This is a genomic window from Acidovorax sp. GW823-FHT01C06 (genome assembly GCF_058798375.1).
The window spans coordinates 125,745-149,766 of record NZ_JBXAKN010000004.1; the positions used below are offsets into that span (position 1 = coordinate 125,745).

Annotated in this window: 15 protein-coding genes; 12 read left to right on the forward strand and 3 right to left on the reverse strand. The window is 62.7% G+C overall.

Going from position 1 to position 24,022, the window contains the following annotated elements:
• Window positions 1-111 precede the first annotated feature (111 nt).
• The gene (locus tag AC1RCS_RS11080; RefSeq protein ID WP_492244632.1) at window positions 112-1,539 is read left to right on the forward strand and encodes an aminotransferase-like domain-containing protein; all 1,428 of its coding nucleotides are present in this window, start codon (window positions 112-114) and stop codon (window positions 1,537-1,539) included.
• Between the two features lie 268 nt (window positions 1,540-1,807).
• Here the strand turns inward: AC1RCS_RS11080 and AC1RCS_RS11085 are convergent, their stop codons facing one another.
• Window positions 1,808-4,216: a heavy metal translocating P-type ATPase gene (locus AC1RCS_RS11085; RefSeq protein ID WP_255594776.1), complete on the reverse strand. Its 2,409-nt coding sequence runs from the start codon at window positions 4,214-4,216 to the stop codon at window positions 1,808-1,810.
• A gap of 183 nt (window positions 4,217-4,399) precedes the next feature.
• Between AC1RCS_RS11085 and AC1RCS_RS11090 the strand changes: the two genes are divergently transcribed.
• The 4 genes from AC1RCS_RS11090 (at window position 4,400) to AC1RCS_RS11105 (ending at window position 9,011) form a co-directional block, all read left to right on the forward strand.
• On the forward strand, window positions 4,400-4,591 hold the full coding sequence (locus AC1RCS_RS11090; protein ID WP_218296197.1) for a heavy-metal-associated domain-containing protein: 192 nt from the start codon (window positions 4,400-4,402) through the stop codon (window positions 4,589-4,591).
• Between the two features lie 103 nt (window positions 4,592-4,694).
• Entirely contained in the window at window positions 4,695-5,255 is a 561-nt protein-coding gene (cueR, locus tag AC1RCS_RS11095; RefSeq protein WP_369643419.1) for a Cu(I)-responsive transcriptional regulator, read from the forward strand.
• 467 nt (window positions 5,256-5,722) lie between these two features.
• Window positions 5,723-7,981 carry a heavy metal translocating P-type ATPase gene (locus tag AC1RCS_RS11100; protein ID WP_492244696.1) on the forward strand — a complete coding sequence of 753 codons (2,259 nt, stop codon included), beginning with the start codon at window positions 5,723-5,725 and terminating at the stop codon, window positions 7,979-7,981.
• Between the two features lie 388 nt (window positions 7,982-8,369).
• Window positions 8,370-9,011 carry a glutathione S-transferase family protein gene (locus AC1RCS_RS11105; RefSeq protein WP_218296196.1) on the forward strand — a complete coding sequence of 214 codons (642 nt, stop codon included), beginning with the start codon at window positions 8,370-8,372 and terminating at the stop codon, window positions 9,009-9,011.
• A gap of 346 nt (window positions 9,012-9,357) precedes the next feature.
• Here the strand turns inward: AC1RCS_RS11105 and AC1RCS_RS11110 are convergent, their stop codons facing one another.
• Entirely contained in the window at window positions 9,358-12,180 is a 2,823-nt protein-coding gene (locus AC1RCS_RS11110; protein ID WP_492244631.1) for an IPTL-CTERM sorting domain-containing protein, read from the reverse strand.
• Window positions 12,181-13,578: 1,398 nt separating this feature from the next.
• On the opposite strand from AC1RCS_RS11110, the gene AC1RCS_RS11115 reads away from it, so the two are divergent.
• From AC1RCS_RS11115 to AC1RCS_RS11125, 3 genes are all read left to right on the forward strand, one after another.
• Window positions 13,579-13,869 carry a hypothetical protein gene (locus tag AC1RCS_RS11115; RefSeq protein ID WP_218296194.1) on the forward strand — a complete coding sequence of 97 codons (291 nt, stop codon included), beginning with the start codon at window positions 13,579-13,581 and terminating at the stop codon, window positions 13,867-13,869.
• On the forward strand, window positions 13,866-15,398 hold the full coding sequence (locus AC1RCS_RS11120) for a PepSY-associated TM helix domain-containing protein (RefSeq protein WP_218339788.1): 1,533 nt from the start codon (window positions 13,866-13,868) through the stop codon (window positions 15,396-15,398). The genes AC1RCS_RS11115 and AC1RCS_RS11120 overlap by 4 nt, the downstream gene beginning before the upstream one ends.
• 174 nt (window positions 15,399-15,572) lie before the next feature.
• Window positions 15,573-17,705, forward strand: a complete 2,133-nt coding sequence (locus tag AC1RCS_RS11125) for a TonB-dependent receptor (protein WP_492244630.1) — start codon at window positions 15,573-15,575, stop codon at window positions 17,703-17,705.
• 156 nt (window positions 17,706-17,861) lie between these two features.
• Here AC1RCS_RS11125 and AC1RCS_RS11130 read toward each other — a convergent pair whose 3' ends face one another.
• The gene (locus AC1RCS_RS11130; protein ID WP_492244629.1) at window positions 17,862-18,572 is read right to left on the reverse strand and encodes a TorF family putative porin; all 711 of its coding nucleotides are present in this window, start codon (window positions 18,570-18,572) and stop codon (window positions 17,862-17,864) included.
• Between the two features lie 182 nt (window positions 18,573-18,754).
• On the opposite strand from AC1RCS_RS11130, the gene AC1RCS_RS11135 reads away from it, so the two are divergent.
• From AC1RCS_RS11135 to kdpB, 4 genes are all read left to right on the forward strand, one after another.
• A complete protein-coding gene (locus AC1RCS_RS11135; protein WP_218296190.1) occupies window positions 18,755-19,729 on the forward strand; it encodes a magnesium and cobalt transport protein CorA in 975 nt (324 codons plus the stop codon).
• Between the two features lie 277 nt (window positions 19,730-20,006).
• A complete protein-coding gene (kdpF, locus tag AC1RCS_RS11140; protein ID WP_218296189.1) occupies window positions 20,007-20,105 on the forward strand; it encodes a K(+)-transporting ATPase subunit F in 99 nt (32 codons plus the stop codon).
• Between the two features lies 1 nt (window position 20,106).
• Window positions 20,107-21,912, forward strand: a complete 1,806-nt coding sequence (gene kdpA, locus AC1RCS_RS11145) for a potassium-transporting ATPase subunit KdpA (protein WP_492244628.1) — start codon at window positions 20,107-20,109, stop codon at window positions 21,910-21,912.
• 9 nt (window positions 21,913-21,921) lie between these two features.
• On the forward strand, window positions 21,922-24,015 hold the full coding sequence (kdpB, locus tag AC1RCS_RS11150) for a potassium-transporting ATPase subunit KdpB (protein ID WP_492244627.1): 2,094 nt from the start codon (window positions 21,922-21,924) through the stop codon (window positions 24,013-24,015).
• The last annotated feature ends 7 nt before the right edge of the window (window positions 24,016-24,022 follow it).

Genomic DNA, 24,022 nt, shown 5'->3' on the forward strand with positions numbered 1-24,022 from the left:
TGTCTTATGAGTAGTGGATACGGTATGGGTAAACTTTAAAATCACCGTACCAAATAGAAAAGGTACAGTTTGGCCAAACAGTTTCTTTTCTGGCCATGCCAGAGTTGACCAATGACAGTTGAAGGACGCTCCCAGACACGTCGAGCCAGAGCAGCCACGTTGCCCGTTTCGGTCGCCGATGACATCGAAAGGCAGATACGCGACGGTGCCTACAAGGTCGGCGACAAATTGCCCTCGCTGCGCGAGATGGCCGAACTCCACAAGTACGCCAAGAACACGGTGGTCACGGCTTTTGAACTGCTCGTCTCGCGCGGGCTGATCGAGCCTCGTCGAGGTGCCGGGTACTTCGTGGTCGAAAAGCCTCCGTCCAAGGCGGCCGACGATGAGGCGGGAAGCTTGGGGCGGGCAAAAGACATCGTTTGGCTGATGCGTGAACAGCTCAAAACGGAACCGGGCGCCCTGGCCATCGCCGATGGCTTCCCTCCAGTGGAGTGGCTCTCGGACGTGAGGCTGGACAAGTACCACCAGAAAGTCGTGCGGACTGGGCTGGGCTCCCTGTTCCGCTACGGCAGCCGCTTTGGGTACACCCCTGTGCGAGAGCATCTGGTGCGCAAGCTCGCTGACTTCGGGATTGGTGCCGAACCCCGGCAAATCGTCCTGACGCACGGTGCCAACGAGGCGATGGACATCGTCATCCGCTACTTCGTGCCGCCCGGTGGCAAGGTGTTGGTGGACGACCCCGGCTACTACCCTTTGTTCGGCAAGTTGAAGATGGCCAGTGCCGAGGTGCTGGGCGTGCCACGCCTGCACGATGGGCCGGACCTGGAAGCCCTGGAGCAGTTGCTGATCACCCAGCGGCCCAGGCTCTTCTTCACGCAGTCGCTTGCACACAACCCGACAGGCTCGGACCTGTCCGCGGCAAAGGCATTTCGCGTTCTGCAGCTGGCACAGAAATACGACCTGCTGATCGTTGAGAACGATCCGCTTGCGGACTTCAAGCCGACCTCGTCGCCACGCCTGGCTTCTCTGGACCAACTCGAGCGCACGATCTACATCGGCAGCTTCTCAAAATCATTCTCGGCCGCACTGCGCGTGGGCTTCATTGCTTGCGGCGCGGATTTGGCCAGTGACCTTGCCGATCTGAAAGCGCTGATCCACGTGAGCAGTTCTGAGTATTGCGAACGGACCGTCGATGTCATGTTGAGCGAAGGCCACTATCAACGACACCTGACCCGGTTGCGCAGTCGGCTGGGCGAAGCGACGGAGGGTGCGCGCGCGCTGTTCGAATCTGTAGGAGCGAACATCTTCGCAAAGAACGCCCAGTCCCTCTACCTGTGGGTATCCATGCCCGGGGTGGATGATTCGATGGCCCTTGCAGATTCGCTGCGCCCACACAACATCCGGTTGGCTCCGGGCAGGATTTTCAGCGTTGACACCTCCGCGACCTCGCCATGGTCACGCTATAACGTGGGGGCGGTGATGGACCCGAGGTTCAGAACAGCCCTCCAAAACGCGCTGGTGCAATTGGGCTCCTCCTAGCGTCCCACGATGCTCAAGAGCCTTGCTGCAGGTTTTCAATCGTTGTGCTTTCGTCGTTCGGGGCTCTCAAACGACGCATATCTAAACTGAGCGAGAGATCGGTAGTCACTTGTCGGTGCAGGGCACTCCAGGCTGGAATCGACCATGCGCTACCTCGGCATGAGGGGGCGATGCCTGGGAGAACTCCGGGCAGATCGATCTCTGATCGACAGACACCGAGGGTGGGGTGGCTCAGCGCCTGCGGTTCTTTTTCTGCCGTGGTCGTTCCTCACTTCTTCCAGGACCGTAGCATGAGAGCGTTGGTCACCACACTCACGCTGCTCAGGGCCATGGCAGCTCCGGCCACCATGGGATTCAGCAGTCCCAATGCCGCCAGGGGAATCCCGACCACGTTGTACGCGAATGCCCAGAAAAGGTTCTGACGGATCTTTGCGTAGGTACGCCGGGAGATATCGATGGCATCCGCGATCAGCGCAGGGTCTCCGCGCATGAGCGTGATCCCCGCCGCATGCATGGCCACGTCCGTGCCCGTGGACATGGCAATTCCCACGTTTGCAGCCGCCAGAGCGGGCGCGTCGTTGATCCCGTCACCCACCATCGCCACCTGTCTGCCACCGGCCTTGAGCTGGGCCACGATATCCGCCTTGCCTTCTGGCAGCACATCGGCGCGAACCTGATCGATGCCCAAGGCGCGGGCCACCGCGCCTGCGCTTCCCTTGTTGTCCCCGGTGACCAGGACGGTCTGGATGCCCAGGCGGTGCAGTTGGGCAATGGCCTGTTGGGAGCTGGGCTTGACGGTGTCTCCAAACGCCAAGAGTCCCACCACTTCTGGCGCATCGGTCACGTCGGCCAACCAGGACACAGTGCGGCCTTCGTGCTGCATCTGTGCGGCGGTCACCGTCAGGCTGGCCGTGTTGACGCCTAGCTCATCCATGTAACGCGTGCTTCCCAGGCGGATCTGGCGTCCTTTGACGACAGCAGACATACCTCTGCCAGACACGGCAGTGACCTCGGTGGCCCGAGGCACGATCACGCCCTGGATGCGCGCTGCATCCATCACCGCCTTCGCCAGCGGATGCTCGCTGCCGTTCTGAATGGCGGCCGCAAACGGCAGCAGCTGATCCTGGTGGCCTTCGGCGGGTATTGCTGCCGTCAAGGTGGGCTTGCCCTCGGTCAGGGTGCCGGTCTTGTCGAACGCCACCGTGTCGATGCGGTGGGCAACTTCAAGTGCTTCGGCATCCTTGATCAGAATACCGTGGCGTGCTGCTACACCGGTGCCCGCCATGATCGCGGTGGGAGTCGCCAAGCCGAGCGCACAAGGGCACGCAATGACAAGTACCGCGACGGCATTGAGGATCGCCTGCTCCCAGTGGCCAGTGGCGAAGCCCCAGCCCATCAGTGTGATGGCAGCAAGGCCGAGCACCACGGGCACAAAGACCGCACTCACTTCATCCACTATCCGCTGGATGGGAGCCTTCTTGGCCTGTGCCGACTCGACCATGCGCACGATGCGCGACAGGGTTGACTCAGCGCCGATGGCGGTGGTGCGCACCAGCAGCAAGCCTTCCGCGTTCACTGCGCCCCCTGTCACCTTGTCACCGACGTGCTTCGCCACGGGCAGGCTCTCCCCGGTGATCAATGACTCATCCACCTGGCTGGCGCCTTCGATCACAGCACCATCCACCGGGACTCTTTCCCCTGGACGAACAACCACCGTATCACCTACTTTCACACGTGAGAGTGGCAGATCGATGTCACCGGCATCAGTGCGCACGCGCGCAATCTCCGGGCGCAGCGCATGCAGCGCCCGGATGGCCTCAGTGGTTTGCCGCTTGGCCCGGGCCTCCAGCCACTTCCCCAGAAGGACAAGCGTGACGATGACTGCGGAGGCTTCAAAATACAGGTGGGGGGTGCCGTGCTCGGCGTGCTTGAACAACAGATACAGGCTCAAGCCGTACCCGGCCGACGTACCCAGCGCCACCAGCAGATCCATGTTTCCTGCCCCTGCACGCAGCGCCTTCCAGCCGGCACGGTAAAACCGCGCTCCCAGCCAGAACTGCACTGGCGTGGCCAAGGCGAGTTGAATCCAGCCGTTGAGTGTCCAGTCTTGGCCGAACAGCATGCCCACCATGGGCAACACCAGAGGAACGGACAGGCCCCCCGCCAGCGCGACCGGCCACCAAGGCGCAGACTGATTCGCGGGTTCAGCCGGAGTGCTCGCATCCACCATCTGGGCCTCATAGCCCGCCTTTGCAACGGCGGCTACCAGACGTTCGGGTGGCAAGCCTGCATCGAAACGAATCTGCGCACGCTCGGTGGCCAGATTGACTTCGGCATGCTTCACGCCAGGCACGGCCTTCAGCGCCTTTTCGACACGTCCAACGCACGAAGCGCACGTCATCCCGCCGATCAACAACTCCATGGATTCCTCCGCCACTGCGTATCCCGCCTTTTGCACGGCCGCAGCCAGAGCAGTGACTGCCACTGTGGCGGCGGCCACCACGGTGGCGCGCTCCGTGGCAATGTTCACGGTCACCTCGCGGACACCGGGTACGGCTTTCAGTGCCTTTTCAACCCGCCCAACGCAGGAGCCGCAGGTCATGCCCAGAATCGGGAGATTCAGGTGTGCGCTCGACAGGGCGGCGGACGAGGCCGCTTCATTCACGGGGGTATTCATGACAATCTCCAAGTGGTGTTCAACTCCGGCGGTATCCGGCACAGCCCGGACTTTCAGGGTTGACACGGTGGGAGACGCAAACGAGTCAGCATGTCTTGGACAGGCCACCATCCGGCCACTTGACCTTGCCCCTGTGGCAAACCGGAGACTGGGCACCTCTTAACTTTCCCCCAGAGGTGAAAAATGCACGAATTCCAACTTCCCGACATGACCTGCGGACACTGTGCGGGGATGGTGAACCAGACGCTGCAGATGGCAGACCCTGACTGCAAGGTGCGGGTGGACATGTCCAGGCGGATGGTCACGGTGCAAAGCGCGGAAGACCGCAAGACACTGGCCGAGGCACTGACCGAGGCCGGATACCCACCCGCCTGATTCGGTCCGGACAAAAAAAGGAACGTCCGGGGAACTTGACATTGACACGGTGGCAAGGAGGAAAGTCCTGGCTACCGGGTTATTCCATTGCACAGGAGCATCCATGACCACACTCATGAACATCGGCGATGCAGCCAAGGCGGCAGGCGTATCGGCCAAGATGATCCGCCACTACGAGCAAACAGGATTGTTGCCAGAAGCCGAGCGCAGCGAGTCTGGCTATCGAAAGTACGGTGAGCGCGAAGTTTCGGTACTGCGTTTCATCCGGCAGTCGCGCCGCCTCGGATTCTCCATGCCACAGATTGCGGAGTTGATCGGCCAATGGGGCGACACGCACCGCACCAGTCGGCAGGTGAAAGCGATTGCCGAGCGCCATCTGGCGGATCTGGAGGAGAAGCTGCGGGAGATTGTCGAGATGAAATCGGCGTTGGAGCAGTTGGTTTCTGTGTGCGCTGGCGACGACCATGCGCATTGCGCAATCCTGGACAACTTGGCGGCGGACAGTCCGTCGAAGCCCAACCACAACGCCAGTTTCGTCAAGCCCACTCGGCGCGGAGCCAAGGCGTCCAGAACACACCTTGAAGCGACCCACGCGCCGACGAACAGTCATCTGGATCTCATGACGTGGATGCGAGGTGTCCACGTACATCGAGGGGGGCACTGAACCGGGCCGCGGGTGGGACCATGGAACCATCGCCTTGTGCCGCGATGGTGGCCGACCGTGGCAGGGCCTTCTTGTGCGGCGCGGCCTCACGCACCGGCTTGCCTGGCAGGCTCCATGGCGCTGACGACCGTCTTGCAGCCCTCATCGATCACCATGAACTGGATCTCAAGGGCGGCCGCTGTGGGCGCTTGACATTCCCACCGTGTCAAGCCTTAACGTTCCAACAAGGTCTCGCACCATCTTGAGGACTTCTTGGAGAACGCCATGAACAACGACCCCGCCACACAGCGCCTGGAGAGGAATCGGACAAAAAATAACCTCGGCAGACTTTCAACACATCGATAGGGAGGCCATCCATGCCAGCTGCAGCACCGCACGATCATGTGGTCCACGGACACCAACACCGCGAAGACCATAACGGGCATTCACCTGCGCCATCAACAGGGTTGAAAGATCCAGTCTGCGGCATGGAGGTGACGGACCAGTCGCATCACTCGGCAGAGCACGAAGGACATCGCTACTACTTTTGCAGCGTCAAGTGCAAAACACGCTTTGTGGAAGCGCCGCAAAAATTCCTGTCTACGCCGCGGAGCGACCGTGCCCCTCAGCCCAAGCCCGCAGCGGCGCAACCCGGCACGATCTACACCTGTCCCATGCACCCGGAGGTGCAGCAGGACCACCCGGGGAACTGCCCCAAGTGCGGCATGACACTGGAGCCCATGCTGCCTACGCTCGATGAGGGAGAAAACGCGGAACTCGTGGATTTCCGGCATCGCTTCTGGTGGACGCTGCCTCTCACAGTAGTGGTCGCTGTCCTGGCGATGCTTGGGCACCGGTTGCAGTGGTTCGAGATGGCGACTCAGAGCTGGATTGAGCTGGTCCTCACGGTACCCATCGTCCTGTGGGCGGGCTGGCCCTTCTTCGTGCGCGGTGCGCAGTCGGTCGTGAACCGCAGCCCCAATATGTGGACGCTGATCAGCCTGGGCACCGGTGCCGCTTTCGTCTACAGCGTGGTCGCGACCGTTGCGCCGGGGGTGTTTCCCGCCTCGTTCCAGGCCATGGGGCGCGTGGCGGTGTATTTCGAAGCTGCGGCCGTCATCATCTCGCTCACGCTCCTCGGCCAGATGCTGGAGCTGAAAGCGCGCTCCCAGACCTCGGCCGCCATCAAATCGCTGTTGGGCCTGGCACCCAAGACGGCGCGGCGCATCGACGCCAACGGCCAGGAGAGCGACGTGCCGCTGTCCCACGTCCATGTGGGTGACCTGCTGCGCGTGCGCCCCGGGGAGAAGGTGCCGGTGGATGGCGTGGTCGTCGAGGGGAGCAGCGCCGTGGACGAAGCCATGCTCACTGGCGAGCCGGTGCCCATCGTCAAAGGGCCCGGGGATGCGGTCATCGGTGCCACGCTCAATACCAACGGAGCGCTCGTGATCCGGTCGGAGCGGGTCGGCTCCGCCACCATGCTGTCCCAGATCGTTCAGATGGTGGCCCAGGCACAGCGCTCACGGGCCCCCATGCAGCGCATGGCGGACCAGGTGGCGGGGTACTTCGTGGTGGCCGTGGTCGGTATCGCGTTGCTCACGCTCTTCGCGTGGGGCCTGTTCGGTCCTGAGCCACGGTGGGTCTATGGCCTGGTCAATGCCGTGGCCGTGCTGATCATCGCGTGTCCCTGCGCGTTGGGCCTGGCAACACCCATGTCCATCATGGTGGCCACGGGCCGGGGGGCGACCCGTGGGGTGCTGTTCAGGGACGCGGCAGCCATCGAGAACCTGCGCAAGGTGGACACGCTGATCGTGGACAAGACTGGCACGCTCACAGAGGGCAAACCCTCCTTCGAGCGTGTGGTGGCCATGCCCGGCATATCCAACGACGAAGTGTTGCGCCTGGCTGCCAGCCTGGACCAAGGCAGCGAGCACCCGCTGGCCGACGCCATTGTCCAGGCGGCCCGCGCCAAGGGGCTGGCCCTGGACAAGCCCGAGGACTTCGAGTCCGGGTCGGGCATCGGCGTACGCGGACGGGTCGGCGGGCGCCAGATCGCCCTGGGAAACACGGTCCTCATGGAGCAGGTGGGGGTTTCTGCGGATCCGCTGCTTGCGCAGGCAGAGGCCTTGCGCGCCACAGGCGCCAGCGTGATGTACCTGGCGGCCGATGGCCAGCTTCAAGGCCTGCTGGCGGTCTCGGATGCCATCAAGGCCAGCACGCCGGAAGCGCTGGCGACCTTGCATGCGGCGGGACTGCGCATTGTCATGGCCACGGGCGACGGCATGACCACCGCCAAGGCGGTGGGGGTCAAGCTGGGGATTGATGAGGTCCATGGCGAGGTCAAGCCTGCGGACAAGCTGGCCCTGGTGTCGCGGCTGCAGGCCGAAGGCCGTGTTGTCGCCATGGCGGGGGACGGGATCAACGACGCGCCCGCCCTTGCCAAGGCGGATGTGGGGATCGCGATGGGCACCGGCACCGACGTGGCGATGAACAGCGCACAGGTCACCTTGGTCAAGGGCGATCTGCGGGGTATTTCCACAGCGCGGGAACTGTCCGAGGCGACGGTGGGCAACATGAAGCAGAACCTCATGTTCGCCTTCCTCTACAACGCGCTGGGCATACCGATTGCGGCAGGACTGCTGTATCCCTTCACCGGCTGGCTGCTGTCGCCGATGATCGCGGCCCTGGCGATGAGCCTGAGTTCTGCCTCGGTGATCACCAACGCCCTGCGGCTTCGCAAGGGCTGAGATGGACCCGCAGGCACCGAGTTGATCTGGGTGAGGTCCCTGGCCGGCATTTCCGCAAGACAGCAAGGAAACCGGCATCCTGTCAGCATGCACGGTGCTCGCAGGCCCGTTTCCGACGGCTTCGGTCTGGCGGGCACCACGACGGTGATGGAAGCCGTCTGCGGTGCCGCTCCGGGGGGCTCGGTGGGCCATGGGCCCGAGTTGATCGATGCGCTTGCGCGGCTTTTTGCCGACTCGCATTCAATGCCAATTGCGATGAGTGGTGAGCGGTGAACGGCCAATCATGTGGTCCTGACGGCGCCCACATGCCGCATCCGGCATGACGGGCTCGTCTCGTATGCTCTCTGCAGAGAATGACTCCCAGATGGATACCTCCCAGGAACCCGATATGACGCCCCCGCTCACACCAACCGGCATCACCCTCTACGGCAACCGTGAATCTGGCCATAGCAACAAGGTGCGCCTGGCATTGGTGTTTGGGCAGGTTGAGCATGACTATGTCCATATCGACATCTTTGTGTCGCCTGAACAACGACCGGAGCCATTTCGCAGCCTGGCGCGTTTCAATGAGGTACCGCTCCTGGTGTGGGGAGCGGAGAGCTTTGTGCAGTCCAACGCCATTCTGTGCCTGCTGGCAGAGCGCCTGCAGCGCCTGGGTGGCGAGAGCCCGCAGCGCATGGCGCGTGTGCGTGAATGGCTGTTCTGGGAAGCCAATCGTCTCGGCCTGTCGCTGCCACATGTTCGGTTTGCCCGCCAGTTTGCCCCGCAGGAGTATCCCGGCGGCACACCGGAATGGCTGCTGGCGCGCTATCTGCGCGACATAGCGCGGCTTGAGGCCGAGCTGAGCGACGGACGCGCATTCATCCTCGACGAGCAACTATCGGTCGCTGATTGCGCGCTCTGCGGCTACCTGTTCTGGGCGGATGACGTGGGGCTCGATGTTCCGCCACACGTGCGTGCCTGGCTGCGTCGAATCCAGCAACTGCCGGGCTGGCAGCCTCCTCGCGAACTGCTGTCCGCTGCGCCTTGATCTGGCCCTGGCAGCGCCACCATGAAAAGCCGCTGCAATGGACGCAACCGGATGGCGTGCCCGCGCGTTGCGTTCACGCGCATATGCCTCAGCTGACGGGCATCCACCGGCAGCGCGCCCGTGTGACTGCTTGGCGCGGCCCTATGCGGTCTGCGCACATTGCTTGTCGGCTTCGCACCGTGCCTGCCGTGGCAACAGCGGACGTCCGCGCAGCCGACCGAAGTGAGGACGCGCAGTTGGGCGACATATTTCGCAATTGAAAAGGAATTGCAGCTTGAACGCGTCCATGGTGTCCACCGTTATCGATTGGTGGACACCATGACGACCGCCTAACGCAATCCATTTACTACGGGACGAGCGCGCGCTTGCGACGGATCAGGCCCATCATGACCATCAAGCTGGACAGCATGACAAGTCCCCATTCCGAGAGCGTGGGAATCGATGCCGGCGCATTGGCCGCTTCTACGGCGATGACGCGCGACTGCGTATTGTTGGATGTATCACCGTCGCCTGCTGCACCTGTTGTGCCGTTGGCGGTAGCCGTCCCCAAGGTCGTGGGGGTGCCGCTCACCTGGCATGTCACCGTCTGGCCTTGGGGAATGGCGTTCCCTGCGACCCATGCCGAGGCCCCAGGGCTGACCGTGCAGGAGCTCGTGGACAGGCCCGGAGGCAGACCGGCGACAGAGCAACTCGTGCTGGCCACCGCATCGGCAGAACCAGCGTTGGTGCAGGTGTAGCTCCCTGTGTAAGAGACACCCACTCTTGCGGTGGCAGGCAACCCGCTCACATCCACCAGTACATCCGGGGCCGTCGTCATAGACACAGGCTTCGATGCTGTGTTGTTGCCGACATTGATGTCGCCCGTGGCGCCGGTGGAGCCGTTCACGGTCAACCCACCAGAGCTGGTTGGCGTGCCGCTCACCGCACAGGTGACGAAGGCCCCCGCAGGTACGGCGTTTCCAGCGGTCCAGGCGCCGCCTGTGCTGATGCTGCAGGCCCCCTGGTTCACCCCTGCCGGGAGCCCTCCCACGGCGCAGGTGGTGCCGGTGAGCGCCGTGGCGGCACCGATGTTCTGGCACGTGAAGCTACCGCTGTAGGGCACACCAACTGTCCCTGAGGGCGGAATACCTGCCAAGTCGATCGCCATGTCAGGCGTAGGTAGAACACCAGCGATGGCGATGATGGCGGTACGTTCATTGTTCAGCGTATTCGGATCGTTGTCGGCCCCGGTGGTCACATGCACGGTCACGCTACCCGTTGTGGTGGGTGTTCCAGAAACTTGACATGTCACAGTCTCTCCGGAAGGCACAGTACCTGGCTGGGTCCAGGGCGTATTGGCCGGGCTGACGGTACATGCGGAGACGCCCACGCCTGCGGGCAGGTTTGCGGCATCGCATGTTGCAACATCCGCGGCAGCAGCCCCCTTGTTGGTGCAGGTATACGAGCCGGTGTAAAGCGTGCCTACATTGGCAGTCGGTGGCAGGTTCAGAGTCACCGCATCCACGTCCATGTCGCTGAGCGTCGAAGGGCTTACCAGATCCGTTTTCCACATGGGGCCGGGAAGCGGATCGACCGCGTCACCCGCGATGGTGTAGTTCCCGTTGTTGATGGGCCCCATTGCCCCATCGGGAACAACTACGGTGACAGTAAAAGACCCTGACTGCCCCGGCGCCAACGTACCCACGTTGCAACTCAGGGAGCCGCCTGGCGTTGGCGGTGTGGCAGTGGCGCCACCAGAAGCCGGCGTGCAGTTTCCTCCGCTGGAAGACACGTAGGTCACGTTCTGAGGGACGGCCGAATTGTCTTGCGGCATCACCGGCGTCACAGTGGCGTTGCTCACTGGGTCGCTGGTCTTGTTGGTGTAGGTATAGGTGTAGGTGATCTGAGTGCCATTGGCGCTGCTGACAGACACGGGGCCAGAGACGCTCACCCACAACACGTCGGGGAGCCTGAAGCTAAAGCTGTCCACATGCACATGGCCTTCGTGCCCGCCAGGAGAGCAACCCGCCGCCACCAGTTCAAGCTCGATCCAGTCGCCCACCTGCAGTTTGGCATTGCCGGGGGCTATGTCAAAAGTGATGAATTCCGAATAGGCGTAGTTCCGGGTGTTGTTCGTGGTGTCATGCCACACGGTCCCTGGCTGGTTGGAGAAGTTGAAGGTGAAGAACAACTGGCCAGGGGAGCTCGCGGGGGCACCGGGCACAGGAACAGGGGTGGAATCCACGGCCGACGTGATCTTGCGCACTTCGACCGCAAAGTAGGGCTGTTCTTCGGAGAAATGCCCACCGGAAACGCTGGAAACATATACCGCACCATTTGTCACGTTGATGGCGTTGCTGGTCAGCGTAATTTGCGTGTCACTGTCAACGGAAAGTACCTGACGATCCGTATTGTTTGTGCCAAGACGCACATAGTTTCCAGGGCTCACCGTGGCCGTGAAATTGGTCCCCGTGCCTGTGACGATGGCGGAGCCGGAAGCAGCACTCACGGTGCCGCCCAGCACTTTGATCAATCCTGGGTTGTCAAGCACGGGCGTCATGGCGAAGCGAACGTGTACCTTGCCGTCTGCGTCCACATCGGCAGCCGTCACTTGGGCGCGTTGCCGAATGGAGCTGGCACGGGAAGCATGGCTCGTGTACTGCACGGGCGGGTTCCCCAGGGTCGGGCTGCCACTTCTGGCAATATGACGCGTTGCCTGGGTGGATCCAAGTGGATTCAGATTCACCAAAGCACTGTTGTTGCCAGCAAAGGGCCAGCGCAAGGAGGCAGCGGGGATGGCGCCAGTGAGCAGATGATCCTGTTGGCTGCGAGCGCCCGCGCCACCTGCATCTAGCACCACGGACAGGTCCGTGGCGTCGGGTGCCGTCCCCGTGGTGGTATAGAGATTGGGGTCATATCCTGCGTCACCAGCATTGGCCCGAAGATTCAGATCCTTGATGGATTTGGGGTTGATGGTGTGCGTACTAACTGTGGGCACGCCGTTGTTCTGCAGAGTCGTTTTGATCCATTCGCTGCCAAACGTGCCGCCCTCAAACCCGCCATTGACGAATTCGGCGTGCGCCGGATGCGCTGCCAGAAGCAGCCCCCCAACACCTATCGCGGCCACGCCGCGCAGGAACTTGTGAACCAAGGCATGCATGGTTCTCCAACCATTTGTTCTTTTCAACACGATTCCCTCTTTGGATTTAAACGCTGCTCAGAACGGTGAAGCAGTGAGCAGACATACAACAAACAACTTTCGGATCGTGGGTCCGCGTCATGAAACGAGGGGCCCAGCGAAAAAATCCAGCCCACTGTCCAAAGTGGGCGCAGTGCCTGCGGCATCACACAAAGGACAATCAGCGCGTTACGGCAGTGCGGAAATCACGTCGAGATTCGATACGCCGAAAACGATGCAGGGTCTTGCCAACGCCAATGGACTAGCCAATCTGCAGATAACTAACCGGCGCCTCCGGGGTTTCCCGGTCAGCCCTCCAGGCCCAACCCGTGGCCGACAAGTGCTACAGCGCGCCGATTGGACGCTGTGCAGCGCAGGTGCGACAGCATCCGAACGCCAGGACGCGGACCTCACTGCCGAGCCACCCCCCTCGGCACGGTCTCGAGTAAATTTCCGCCGGCATTTCGCTCATCAGCGGTTTGATGCGGGGACTGCAGGTGCGCCTTCCTGCGACGCAGCTCTTCAGGCCGCCACGCACGGCGATTTCAAGCCGTCATGTGCTGTCAAGCAAGGCACCGCATAGGTGCCCATGCAAAGGCAACCGTGCAATCAGTGGGGCGAGCGATTTTTGTGACATGGCGAAATAGGACGTTGGGGCAAATTGCTCCAGCTGCCCAATACTCATGTCACATACGGTAACTCGCCATAAATCAAAAATCCGAGAATTGACTATTGTTTGCAATCTCGATCACGGCCTGATCGATGGGGGCCATGCCTGCGCTACGTGCGGCGAGCCCCACCTGTGAACGGACGTATTGCACTTCGGTGCCCCCGGCAGTGCGGCGCCCCCCATGCCGCAGATGAAGTCCTTTGCACTGAAGCAAACGGGGGCAACCGCCGGATGTGCTCGATACCGGCCCCCTTCCCCATGCGGCCTTCCATTCGGTGGCGTGGCGTGTGCTGCCAGGTTCATTCACGCGGAAGGTGATCAAGCCTTGTGGCTGGGCCTCTCGCAGAGCTGTGTGCGGGGGCGATGAACACGGCATGGGCACGGGTTTTCGGGTCGAAAAGCGCCCTGTGGTGGCACCTGTTCAGGGCGTTCACGGGGACCGATTAACATTGGTAGCAATTCTTATTCTCAATTGCATACATGTTGATCGGTATTCTTCTGACCTTTGCGTGTGGCTGGCTGGTTCTGCGCGCCACTCCCCGTGCGGACGGGTCGCACCAGAGGTGGCCGTACGCAGCGTTGGGAGTGGCGGCGGCGCTGGTCGCTGTAGGTGGCATCCACGCCAGTGGCATGGGGCTGGCCGTGTCCATCGCCTTCGTGTTGGGGGTGGCCATGCTGGCGATACCCTGCCTGAGCTACTGCCAGGCCAGGCGCCGTGGCGCTTCCAAAAGAGCTGTGCGATGAGTCGTCGCAAAGATCCCGACGCAGCGCCCCGTCATCTGCTCTTCAAGGGATTGACGGGTTTTCTTCTTGGCTTTCCATTGGCACTGTGGCTCAGTTGGCTGCTGATGTACGGCGGGCTCTTGCCAAGCCATGTGCCGGTACGCGACCAAATTGCCATGTGGCTGGCGGTCCTGCTGTGGGCGGCCGTGCCGTGCGCGGCATTCCTGGCCCGAAGCCGCCGGCAATGCCTGGCAGTTTTCCTGCTGGCCAATGCAGCTGCTTTCACCGCCTGGAAGGTATTGCAATGAAGGCGCAGACCGTTCGCGACTACCTGGCGGTTCACACCTGGGTTGGCATCCTCTGCGGGCTGGTGTTGTACGTCGCCTTCTACGCTGGCGCGTTCTCGATGCTGGAAGCCGAGATCACCCGCTGGACCCAGCCACCGGCCGCCGTATCCCGTGCGATCAGCAATGACGGCGACGCGCTGGCCAAAGTCTTCCTCGACGCGAACCCGGACTTTAAGGGCCGCGTGCGTTTGCGCTGGCCCAGTGCGGACCACACCCAGCCCGCGCTTGCGCACATGGTGCGCGGCCAGGACGCGGTGTGGTGGCAACTGGGCAACGATGGTCAATTGCACCGCATGCACTCCATGCCGCGCGAGGACGACACCAGCGGCAATTTTGTGGACTACCTGCATCGCAAGGGTGGCCTGCCCATTCCGCTGGAATTGGCCGAGCCGCTGATCGGCCTCGTGTCTCTGGCCTATGCGCTGGCCCTGGTGTCAGGCATCGTGGTGCTGCTGCCTTCGCTGGTGAAGGACTTGTTTTATCTGCGCCTGGGATCCAACCTCAAGCGCATGTGGCTGGATGTGCACAACCTGCTGGGCGTGGCCAGCCTGCCGTTTCACCTTGTCATCGCACTGAGCGCCGCCGTGTTCGGGCTACACGACATGGTCTACCTGGCGCAGGACAAGTTCGTCTATCAGGAAGGCCTGCGCGCCACCGTCGCGCGCGACAGTGTCAAGCCGCCGCAGGTGGCGCGCGCAGACTGGCTGCCTCCGAGCGAAATCATGCGCCGCGTACAGGAGCAGGCGCCGGGATTTGCGCCCCTGGGCCTGGACTACGTGATGCTCCCCAGCGGCCCCGTGGGGCTGGTGGGGGGCGTGGATGAACGGCACTTCCAGCGCGCCTCGCGCTACGGCCTGGCTTTCGTGAACCTGGGCAGCGGCGAAATCTACGATCGCAACTATCTGCCGGGTGCCAGCGGCTATGCGTCGACGGCGCTCCTCAGCAGCCTGTTCGCGCTGCACTTCGGCAGCTATGGTGGCGACACGGTGCGCATCCTGTACCTGCTGCTGGGGCTGTCGGGTGCGCTGCTGTTCTACACCGGGAATTTGCTGTGGATAGAGACGCGGACCCAGCGCGCGCGCAAACCGCAAGACGGGCAGTCCATGAGGCGGCCGCGCCATGTGCGTGTCGTGTCCGCGCTCACGCAGGGTGTGTGCCTGGGCTGCGCTGCGGCGCTACCCGCGACGCTTGCCCTGGCGCACTGGTTCGCGCCGAGGGTGGGCGACATCGACGCGCTCCACCAGGGTGTGTACTACACGCTGTTTCTCGCCTGCATCGCCTGGGCGATCTGGCGCGGCACGGAACGCGCTGCGCCCGGCCTGTTGTGGTTCACGGCGATCTGCAATGCGCTGGTACCCGTGGCCGCCGTGCTGAACCCCAGTCCGGACGGGGTACTGCTGGGCCTGACCTGCCTGCTGCTGGCACTGTTCTTCGGATGGCTGGGTTGGCGCCAGCGCGCCAAGGTGCATCCGGTCGGCGTGGCTGCCTGATGTGCATGCGCAACACTTCATTTTCATAGCTGCCTGCGCTTGCTACATAAGCGCTGGAGGCCAATTTGACTTCCATAAACAGGCCTACCGTACTCAGTCGCCAGCGGGGTGTCGGTTACAACATGAAATATAATGAGAATTATTTTCATTCGTATCAAATAACGGCAAGAAGCAATGTCCAACAAAGCATCCTTTGGCCGCACCGGCCGGCTTACTCCCATCGCTCTGGCGCTGCTGGCTTTCAGCGCCTCCGTCGCAGGGCAGACCGCGGACGGCGGCACGGCCACCGCCACGCTGGAGCAAGTCAATGTGCGCAGCAAGTACGAACGTGAAGACCTGCCGACCCGCGCGCCCGGCCACAAGGCCGCATCGGGCGCGCGCCTGGGCATCCTGGGCGCCACGTCCATCCTGGAGGCGCCCGTGCATGTCAACGCCTACACGCGCGAGCTGGTCGAGGACTGGTCGGCCCTCACGCTGCAGGACGTGCTGGAGAACGACTCGTCGGTCGTCTTCATCACCAACAAGAACCACCTGCTGCAGAACTTCAACCTGCGCGGCCTGGACATGAGCGCGATGGACATCGCCACCAACGGCCTGTACGGCATCGCCCCGGCCAATGCGGTGCCGGTGGAGATGTTCGAACGCATCGAGGTGCTGCGCGGCCCGAACGTGCTGCTCTCGGGCATGCCGCCCAACAACAGCGTGGCCGGCACCGTCAACATGGTCACCAAGCGCGCACTGGCGCAGCCCATCGCCGACCTGACGATGACGTACGCCACGCATTCATACCTGCAGGGCCATGCCGACGTGGGCAAGCGCTTCGGCGATGAAAAGCGCCTGGGTATCCGCTTCAACGGCGTCTATGGCAGCGGCGAGATGGGCGCCAAGGAAGAGGACCAGACCCGCCGCGTGGGGGCTCTGGCGCTGGACTACCTGGGCGACCGCGCGCGCTTCTCGCTGGACGTGTACAGCAGCGTCACCAAGATCGAGGGCGGCAGCCCGGGCATGTTCAACTTTCTGGGCAACGCCCAGATCCCCGGCGTAGGCCGCCTGCTGGCGCCGCCCGAGGGCGACACCAACATGTTCCGCGGCACGCACGGGCAGTACGACAACAGCGGCGCGCTGGCCCGCGCCGAGGTCGACTTCACGCCCGACTGGCAAGGGTACTTCGCGATAGGTGGCTCCGAGGCCGAGGGCAACGGCCTGCTGTTCGGCACGCGCGCCTTCGTCACCGGCGCGGACGGCACCACGCGCGGCGCGATCTACAACGTCCACACCGAATCCGAGCGCCGCACGGCCGAGACGGGCGTGATCGGCAAGTTCGACACCGGCAGCGTCAAGCACCGCCTGCAGCTTTCGGCCAATGTCCTCAAGCACAAGGAAGGCACGGTCAACACCGCCTGCAACTACTGCTACACCACCAACATGTACAACCCCGTGGCGCCCACCTTTCCCGCAGCGCCCAAGTGGACCGGCTACACCACCGTGAACGACTATCGCTCGCTGGCCGTCGCCGACACCATGGCCTTTGCCCATGAAACCGTGCTGCTGACAGTGGGCGGGCGCCACCAGACCGTGAAGATGCCGCTGCAAAAATACAGCGAAAGCCGTTTCTCCCCCATGCTCGCCGCCGTGGTACGGCCCTGGGGGGATTCCCTCTCGCTCTTTGGCAATTACACCGAAGGCCTGGAGCCCGGCCAGATTGTTGGAGTGGGCTACGCCAACACGGGTGAGGCCCTGCCACCGAAGCAGACCAAGCAGTTCGAACTGGGCGTGAAGCTGCAGACGGGTGCGCTCACGCACACCGTCAGCGCCTATGAGATCAAGCGCCCCTCCTTCGTCACCAACAGTGCCAACCGCATGGTCGATGACGGCGAGCAGCGGCTGCGCGGCCTGGAGTGGAGCATGTACGGCATGTTGACCAAAGACCTGTCGCTGCTGGGCGGCGTTACCCACATCGAATCCGAGCAGCGCAACACCGGCCGCGATACCTACGGCACGCCTGAGCTGCGCGCGCGCATCGGCCTGGATTGGCAAACGCCCGTGCAAGGTCTGAAGGTGGGCGGCCGCGTGGTCCATACCAGCTCGCAGTGGGCGGATTCGGGCAACAAGCTGCGCGTGCCCTCCTGGAACCGCCTGGACCTGAATGCCAGCTACGCCACCAGGTTCGGCAGCATGCCCGTGCGCTTCAACGCCAGCGTGGAAAACGTGGCCGACAAGAAGTACTGGATCGGCATCTTCGGCGACGGCTTCGTGATGCCAGGCGCACCGCGCACCTTCAAAGTGTCTGCGACCGTGTCGTTCTGATACGGGGGACAGGACCGCTGCAGGAATGGCGCTTTTCAGCGTGGCCTGACTTTCGAAAGCACCGGCGAGGACCGCTTGTGGCGCGGCGGTGGGTCCTCGCCGGTACTGTCCGTCCGCGGCAACGGCAGGCGCTGGGCCGCGATGCCGCTCAGGAAGTCAAAGCACTTTGGTGAGCGTGACGATCACGCGCGACTTGTTGACGGGGCCGAAGAATTCTTTCTTGCTGGCGCCCGCCACCGCAGCGCCCAGCGACACACCCGAGCCGAAATCGTAGGCACCGCCCACGCTGTAGTCCATGAAGTTGGGGGCCATGATGTCGCCACCAAAGCGGGTGAAACCCACGGATGCCTTCAGCGTGATCTTGGGGGCCACTTCGTGCGCGAACGCCAGGTTCAGGTAGCCGGTGTTGCGGCCCTTGAAGCCGGGGCCGGCGTAGGCGAAGTAGTCCTTGGACAGTGTGTGCGAGTACCGGGCGGTCAGGGGGCCGAACGTGGCCGCGCCATAGACTTCGGTGGTGTTGCCGTTGCTGTTGCCGGGGTAGATGTAGGTCAGCACGCCCAGGTCCAGGTCCGCGTCGCCGGCCTTGAACTTGTAGCCCCCGTACACGTCGGATTCGAGCGAGTTGCCCGACAGCCAGTCCACGCTGGAGTTCCAGTTGCCCACATAGAAGCCGGATTCACCAAAGGCATAGTCAAAGCCGCCTTGCAGCGCCGGCTTGACGGCCCTGGCCTTGGAGGTGTCCTGGTCCTGGCCGCGGAACTTGTAGTTGGTGGTCAGGCTGACGTTGCCGGTGAGCTGGGCGCTGGCCAGCACGGGAAGGGTGGCGAAGAGCGCAGTGGCGAGCACTTTGGAGCATGAGAAGGCCATGAAGGAAATCCTGCGGAAACAAACGAAGGTGCAAGCGTAGGAAAACGTGCATATAAAGTTCGTAAAGAATGCGGGCAAAGCCGTAAATGTTGCCGAGCGCCGACGGACGCCACGAATCGCCAACCACACACCGTGACGCGCTGGCAACATCGCCGGCATCCAGTGTTGCGTGAGGTGCTGTGATGTTGATCAACTGCGTCGTGTATGAGGATGGCACCAAGCTCGCCGACATTCCTGTCCGTGAGATCCGTGAGCACATCTCGCTCCCCGGGTGCTTCGTGTGGGTGGCATTGCATGACGCCACCCCGGAAGAACTTGACGAGTTGCAAAAGGAGTTCGGCCTGCATCCCTTGGCGGTGGAAGATGCCCGCCATGGCCATCAGCGGCCCAAAGTCGAGGAATACGGGCCTTCTCTTTTTGTGGTTCTTCATCTCCTGGAGTCGGGTGGGGACCATGAGACCGTCACGAGGCTGGGCGAACTCAATGTGTTCGTGGGCAGTAACTATGTGGTGTCGGTGCGCAACCGCAGTGAGCGAGGATTCTGGGATGTGCGGGAGCGTTGTGAGAGAGAGCCTGAACTCTTGCGCAGCGGGCCGGGATTTGTGCTGTATGCGCTGATGGACGCGGTGGTCGATCGCTACTTCCCGATCATCGATGCCCTCGAGGTGGAGCTTGAAACGATCGAGCAACAGATATTCACCAAGGGTGTCGCGCGGACCAGTATCCGGCGGCTCTATGAACTCAAGCAGCGCCTTACCCTGCTCAAGCACGCCGTTGCCCCGTTGCTGGAAGGTGCGGCCAAGCTGCACGGTGGCCGGGTGCCGCAAATCTGTGCTGGCTCTCAGGAGTATTTCCGCGATGTGGTGGACCACCTTGGCCGGATCAACACCTCCATCGACTCCATTCGCGACACGATCGGGACGGCAATCCATGTCAATCTGTCCATGGTCACCATCGAGGATGGCGAGGTCGTCAAGCGCCTGGCTGCGTGGGCCAGTCTGTTTGCCGTGTGCACGGCGTTCGCGGGAATCTGGGGCATGAATTTCGAGCACATGCCGGAGCTCAAGTGGCGCTACGGATACGCGGCTGCGATCGCCCTCATCGCCACCACCTGTTGCTATCTCTACTATCGCTTTCGCAAGGCGGGCTGGCTCTAGATAGCAGGTGCGGAGCCGTCCGGCGCGCGGGTTCCAGCAGCCAGGCGCCGGTAGATCGGTGGCCCTCGCAAGGGTCGCATTTTTACGCCGTTTTTACGGCGACCTCCCCAGTCTGTGCACACTTTTTACAGCGACATCCTGAGAATCAAACACACGTTTTGATGCAGGAGTTGTCGATGGACATGATCTGGATAGCCGCATTGGCGGCTCTGTGGGTGACCATGGCCGAGGCCGTGGTTTTGCTGGGCAAATTCGGCCCGGCCAAGGGTGAGCGCGCATGATCGGCCTCGAAGTGCTTTATGGCTTTGGCGCGCTTGTGGCCATTGCCTTGCTGGCCTATCTCGTGTTCGCGCTGATCTGCGCGGAGGAGTTCTGACATGGAAACCTCTGCCTGGAGCCTGCTCGGGCTCTTTCTGATTGCGCTTGGCGTCCTGGCATGGCCGTTGGGCAAATGGCTGGCCGCCCTGTGTGAGGGCCGGTTGCCTCGGTGGATGCATGTGGTCGAAAAACCGCTCTACAAGATGGCCGGGGTGGCTCCCGATCAGTCGATGCACTGGCACGGCTATGCGCTGGCACTGTTGGCGTTCAATGCCATCGGTGCATTGGCGGTGTATGGCCTGCAGCGCCTGCAGCACCTGCTGCCGCTCAATCCCCAGGGAATGGGGGCGGTATCCGGCGACTCGTCGTTCAACACTGCCATCAGTTTTGTTGCCAATACCAACTGGCAGGGCTACGCGGGTGAATCCACGATGAGCTATCTCACGCAGATGCTTGGCCTTTCCGTTCAGAACTTCTTGTCAGCTGCCACCGGTATCGCCGTGGCGTTCGCGTTGGCCCGCGGCTTTGCGGCCCGGCGCACCGACGGACAGGGATATGTCGGAAACTTCTGGACCGACGTCACCCGGATCACGGCTTGGGTGCTTGTGCCTGCCTCCTTTGTGATCGCGCTCGTTCTGGTCGGGCAGGGCGTCATCCAGAATTTTGACGCCTACAAGGAGGTCGCAACCCTGGAGCAGACGGCCTATGAAGTGCCCAAGCTGGATGGTGCAGGCCAGCCCGTGACAGGTGCCGACGGAGCACCGGTCATGGAGGGCAAGACCAGCAAGACCCAGACGCTGGCCATGGGACCGGTGGCCTCGCAGGAGGCGATCAAGATGCTCGGCACGAACGGCGGCGGGTTCTTCAACGCCAACTCCGCCCATCCCTATGAGAACCCCACCGCCTTGACGAACTTCGTGCAAATGCTGGCGATCTTTCTGATTCCCGCGGCCTTGTGCTTCTCATTTGGCCGTGTTGTTGGCGACCAGCGCCAGGGCGTCGCGATCCTGGCGGCGATGACGGTGATGTTCGTCGTGGCCGTCGTGGCCGTTGTCGCGGCGGAACAGGCCGGCAATCCGCAATGGAGTGCGCTGGGGGTGGACCAATCCGTCAGCACCCTGCAATCGGGCGGGAACATGGAGGGCAAGGAAGTGCGGTTCGGAATCACCGCGTCAGCGCTTTTCGCGGCCGTGACCACCGCTGCCTCATGTGGCGCCGTGAACGCGATGCATGATTCGTTCACGCCTCTGGGAGGCATGGTGCCTCTGGTTCTCATGCAACTGGGCGAGGTCGTGTTTGGCGGCGTGGGCACCGGCCTCTATGGCATGCTGGTATTCGCCATCCTTGCCGTGTTCATGGCGGGTCTCATGATCGGCCGGACGCCCGAGTATTTGGGCAAGAAGATCGAGGTGCGCGAAATGAAGCTCACATCGGTCGCCATTCTGGTCACGCCGATCCTGGTGCTCGTGGGTACCGCGGTTGCCGTGAGTGCGGGCGCAGGACAGGCCGGCGTTGCCAACCCTGGCGCCCATGGGTTCTCCGAAATCCTCTATGCATTGACATCCGCCGCCAACAACAACGGCAGCGCGTTTGCGGGGCTGTCTGCCAATACGCCGTTCTATAACGTACTGCTGGGGCTGGCAATGTGGTTTGGCCGCTTTGGAGTGATCGTGCCCGTCCTGGCCATCGCTGGTTCGCTGGCCGCGAAGAAGCGCCTGCCGGTGACGGCGGGCACCATGCCCACCCATGGGCCGCTGTTCGTGGTTCTTCTCGTGGGGACCGTGCTTCTGGTGGGGCTTCTCAACTACGTGCCTGCCCTGGCTTTGGGTCCGATGGTCGAGCACCTGATGCTCTGGGCCAAGTGAGGTTTGCCGATGACTAAAAAGAATACTTCTACTTCTCTGCTGGATCCTGTCCTGATCCGGACAGCGTTCTGGGGGGCGCTGGCCAAGCTCAGCCCGCTGGTTCAATGGCGCAACCCGGTGATGTTCATCGTGTACATCGGCAGCATCTTCACCACGCTGCTGTGGCTGCATGCCCTCAACGCACCGGCGGATGCGAGCATGCGCCCGGGCTTCGTGCTGGCCATCACCGTCTGGCTCTGGTTTACGGTGCTGTTCGCCAACTTCGCCGAAGCGTTGGCCGAAGGCCGCAGCAAGGCCCAGGCAGCCTCCTTGCGTGGATTGCGCAAGGAAACCTGGGCCAAGAAACTCAAGGAGCCGGTCCATGGTTCCGCGTTCCTGCCGGAGCAGGCCACCAACTTGCGCCGCGGCGACGTGGTGCTGGTGGAGGCGGGCGATGTGATTCCGCTGGATGGTGAAGTGATCGAGGGCGTAGCCTCTGTCGACGAAAGTGCCATCACCGGCGAATCTGCGCCGGTGGTTCGCGAGTCCGGTGGGGACTTCTCCGCCGTGACGGGCGGCACCCGCGTGCTTTCCGATTGGCTCGTGGTGCGCGTGTCCGTGAATCCAGGCGAGTCTTTCCTGGACCGGATGATTGGAATGGTGGAGGCCGCCAAGCGGCAAAAGACGCCCAATGAGGTCGCCTTGACGATCTTGTTGGTGGCATTGACGATTGTGTTCCTGGTGGTCACCGTCACCCTGCTGCCTTTTTCGATCTTCAGCGTGCAGGCGTCAGCGGCTGGGACTGTCGTCTCTCTGACGGCCCTGGTGGCCCTGCTGGTGTGCCTCATCCCGACCACCATCGGTGGACTGCTGTCGGCCGTTGGCGTGGCTGGCATGAGCCGGATGATGCAGGCCAACGTGATTGCGACCTCGGGGCGGGCCGTGGAGGCCGCAGGAGATGTCGATGTGCTCCTGCTGGACAAGACCGGGACCATTACCCACGGGAATCGCCAAGCCAGTGCGTTCCTGCCCGCTCCAGGGGTTTCACCTGGCCGCCTGGCCCGCGCAGCCTTGCTGGCATCGCTTGCGGACGAGACGCCTGAAGGGCGCAGCATCGTCGAGCTGGCCCGCCGTTCGGGCACCCCCGACGAGAATCCGCAGGGCGTGCTGCTTGTGCCTTTCACTGCGCAGACGCGGATGAGCGGTGTCGACCTCCCTGCCGTCGAAGCGTCCGGGCAGCCCGCAACCATGCTGCGCAAGGGAGCCGTGCAAGCCATTGCGCGGCATGTGGAAGCGCAGGGGGGCGCCATGCCACACGAAGTGGCGGCCGCCGCCGACCAGGTGGCGTACCGGGGAAGCACCCCCCTGGTGGTGACGGAAGGGCGTCAGGTGCTCGGTGTTGTGGAACTCAAGGATGTCGTGAAGGTCGGCATCAAGGAGCGCTTCGCCGAGTTGCGCCGCATGGGCATCCGCACCGTCATGATCACGGGTGACAACAAACTCACGGCAGCCTTCATCGCCGCGGAGGCCGGGGTCGATGACTTCCTGGCGGAGGCGACCCCGGAGGACAAACTGGCGCTGATCCGCAAGTACCAGTCGGAAGGACGACTGGTGGCGATGACCGGTGACGGCACCAACGATGCGCCGGCATTGGCGCAGGCCGATGTCGCCGTGGCGATGGGGAGCGGAACGCAAGCCGCCAAGGAAGCTGGCAACATGGTCGACCTGGACTCCAACCCGACAAAACTCCTGGAGGTCGTTGAGACTGGCAAGGCGCTCTTGATGACGCGAGGCTCTCTCACGACGTTCTCGATAGCGAACGACGTGGCGAAGTATTTCGCCATCATTCCGGCCATTTTCGTGTCGACCTATCCGCAGCTTTCCGCGCTCAACGTCATGCAGCTGGCGAGCCCGTCGTCTGCCATCTTGTCGGCCGTGATCTTCAATGCGCTGGTGATCGTCTTCCTGATCCCCCTGGCATTGCGAGGGGTGCGGTATCGCCCTGTGGGGGCGGCGGCCCTGCTGCGCCGCAACCTCGCGATCTATGGCCTCGGAGGTTTGATCGTGCCGTTTGTCGGCATCAAGCTGATTGACTGGATACTGGTGGCCGTAGGGCTGATTTGAGGAACCT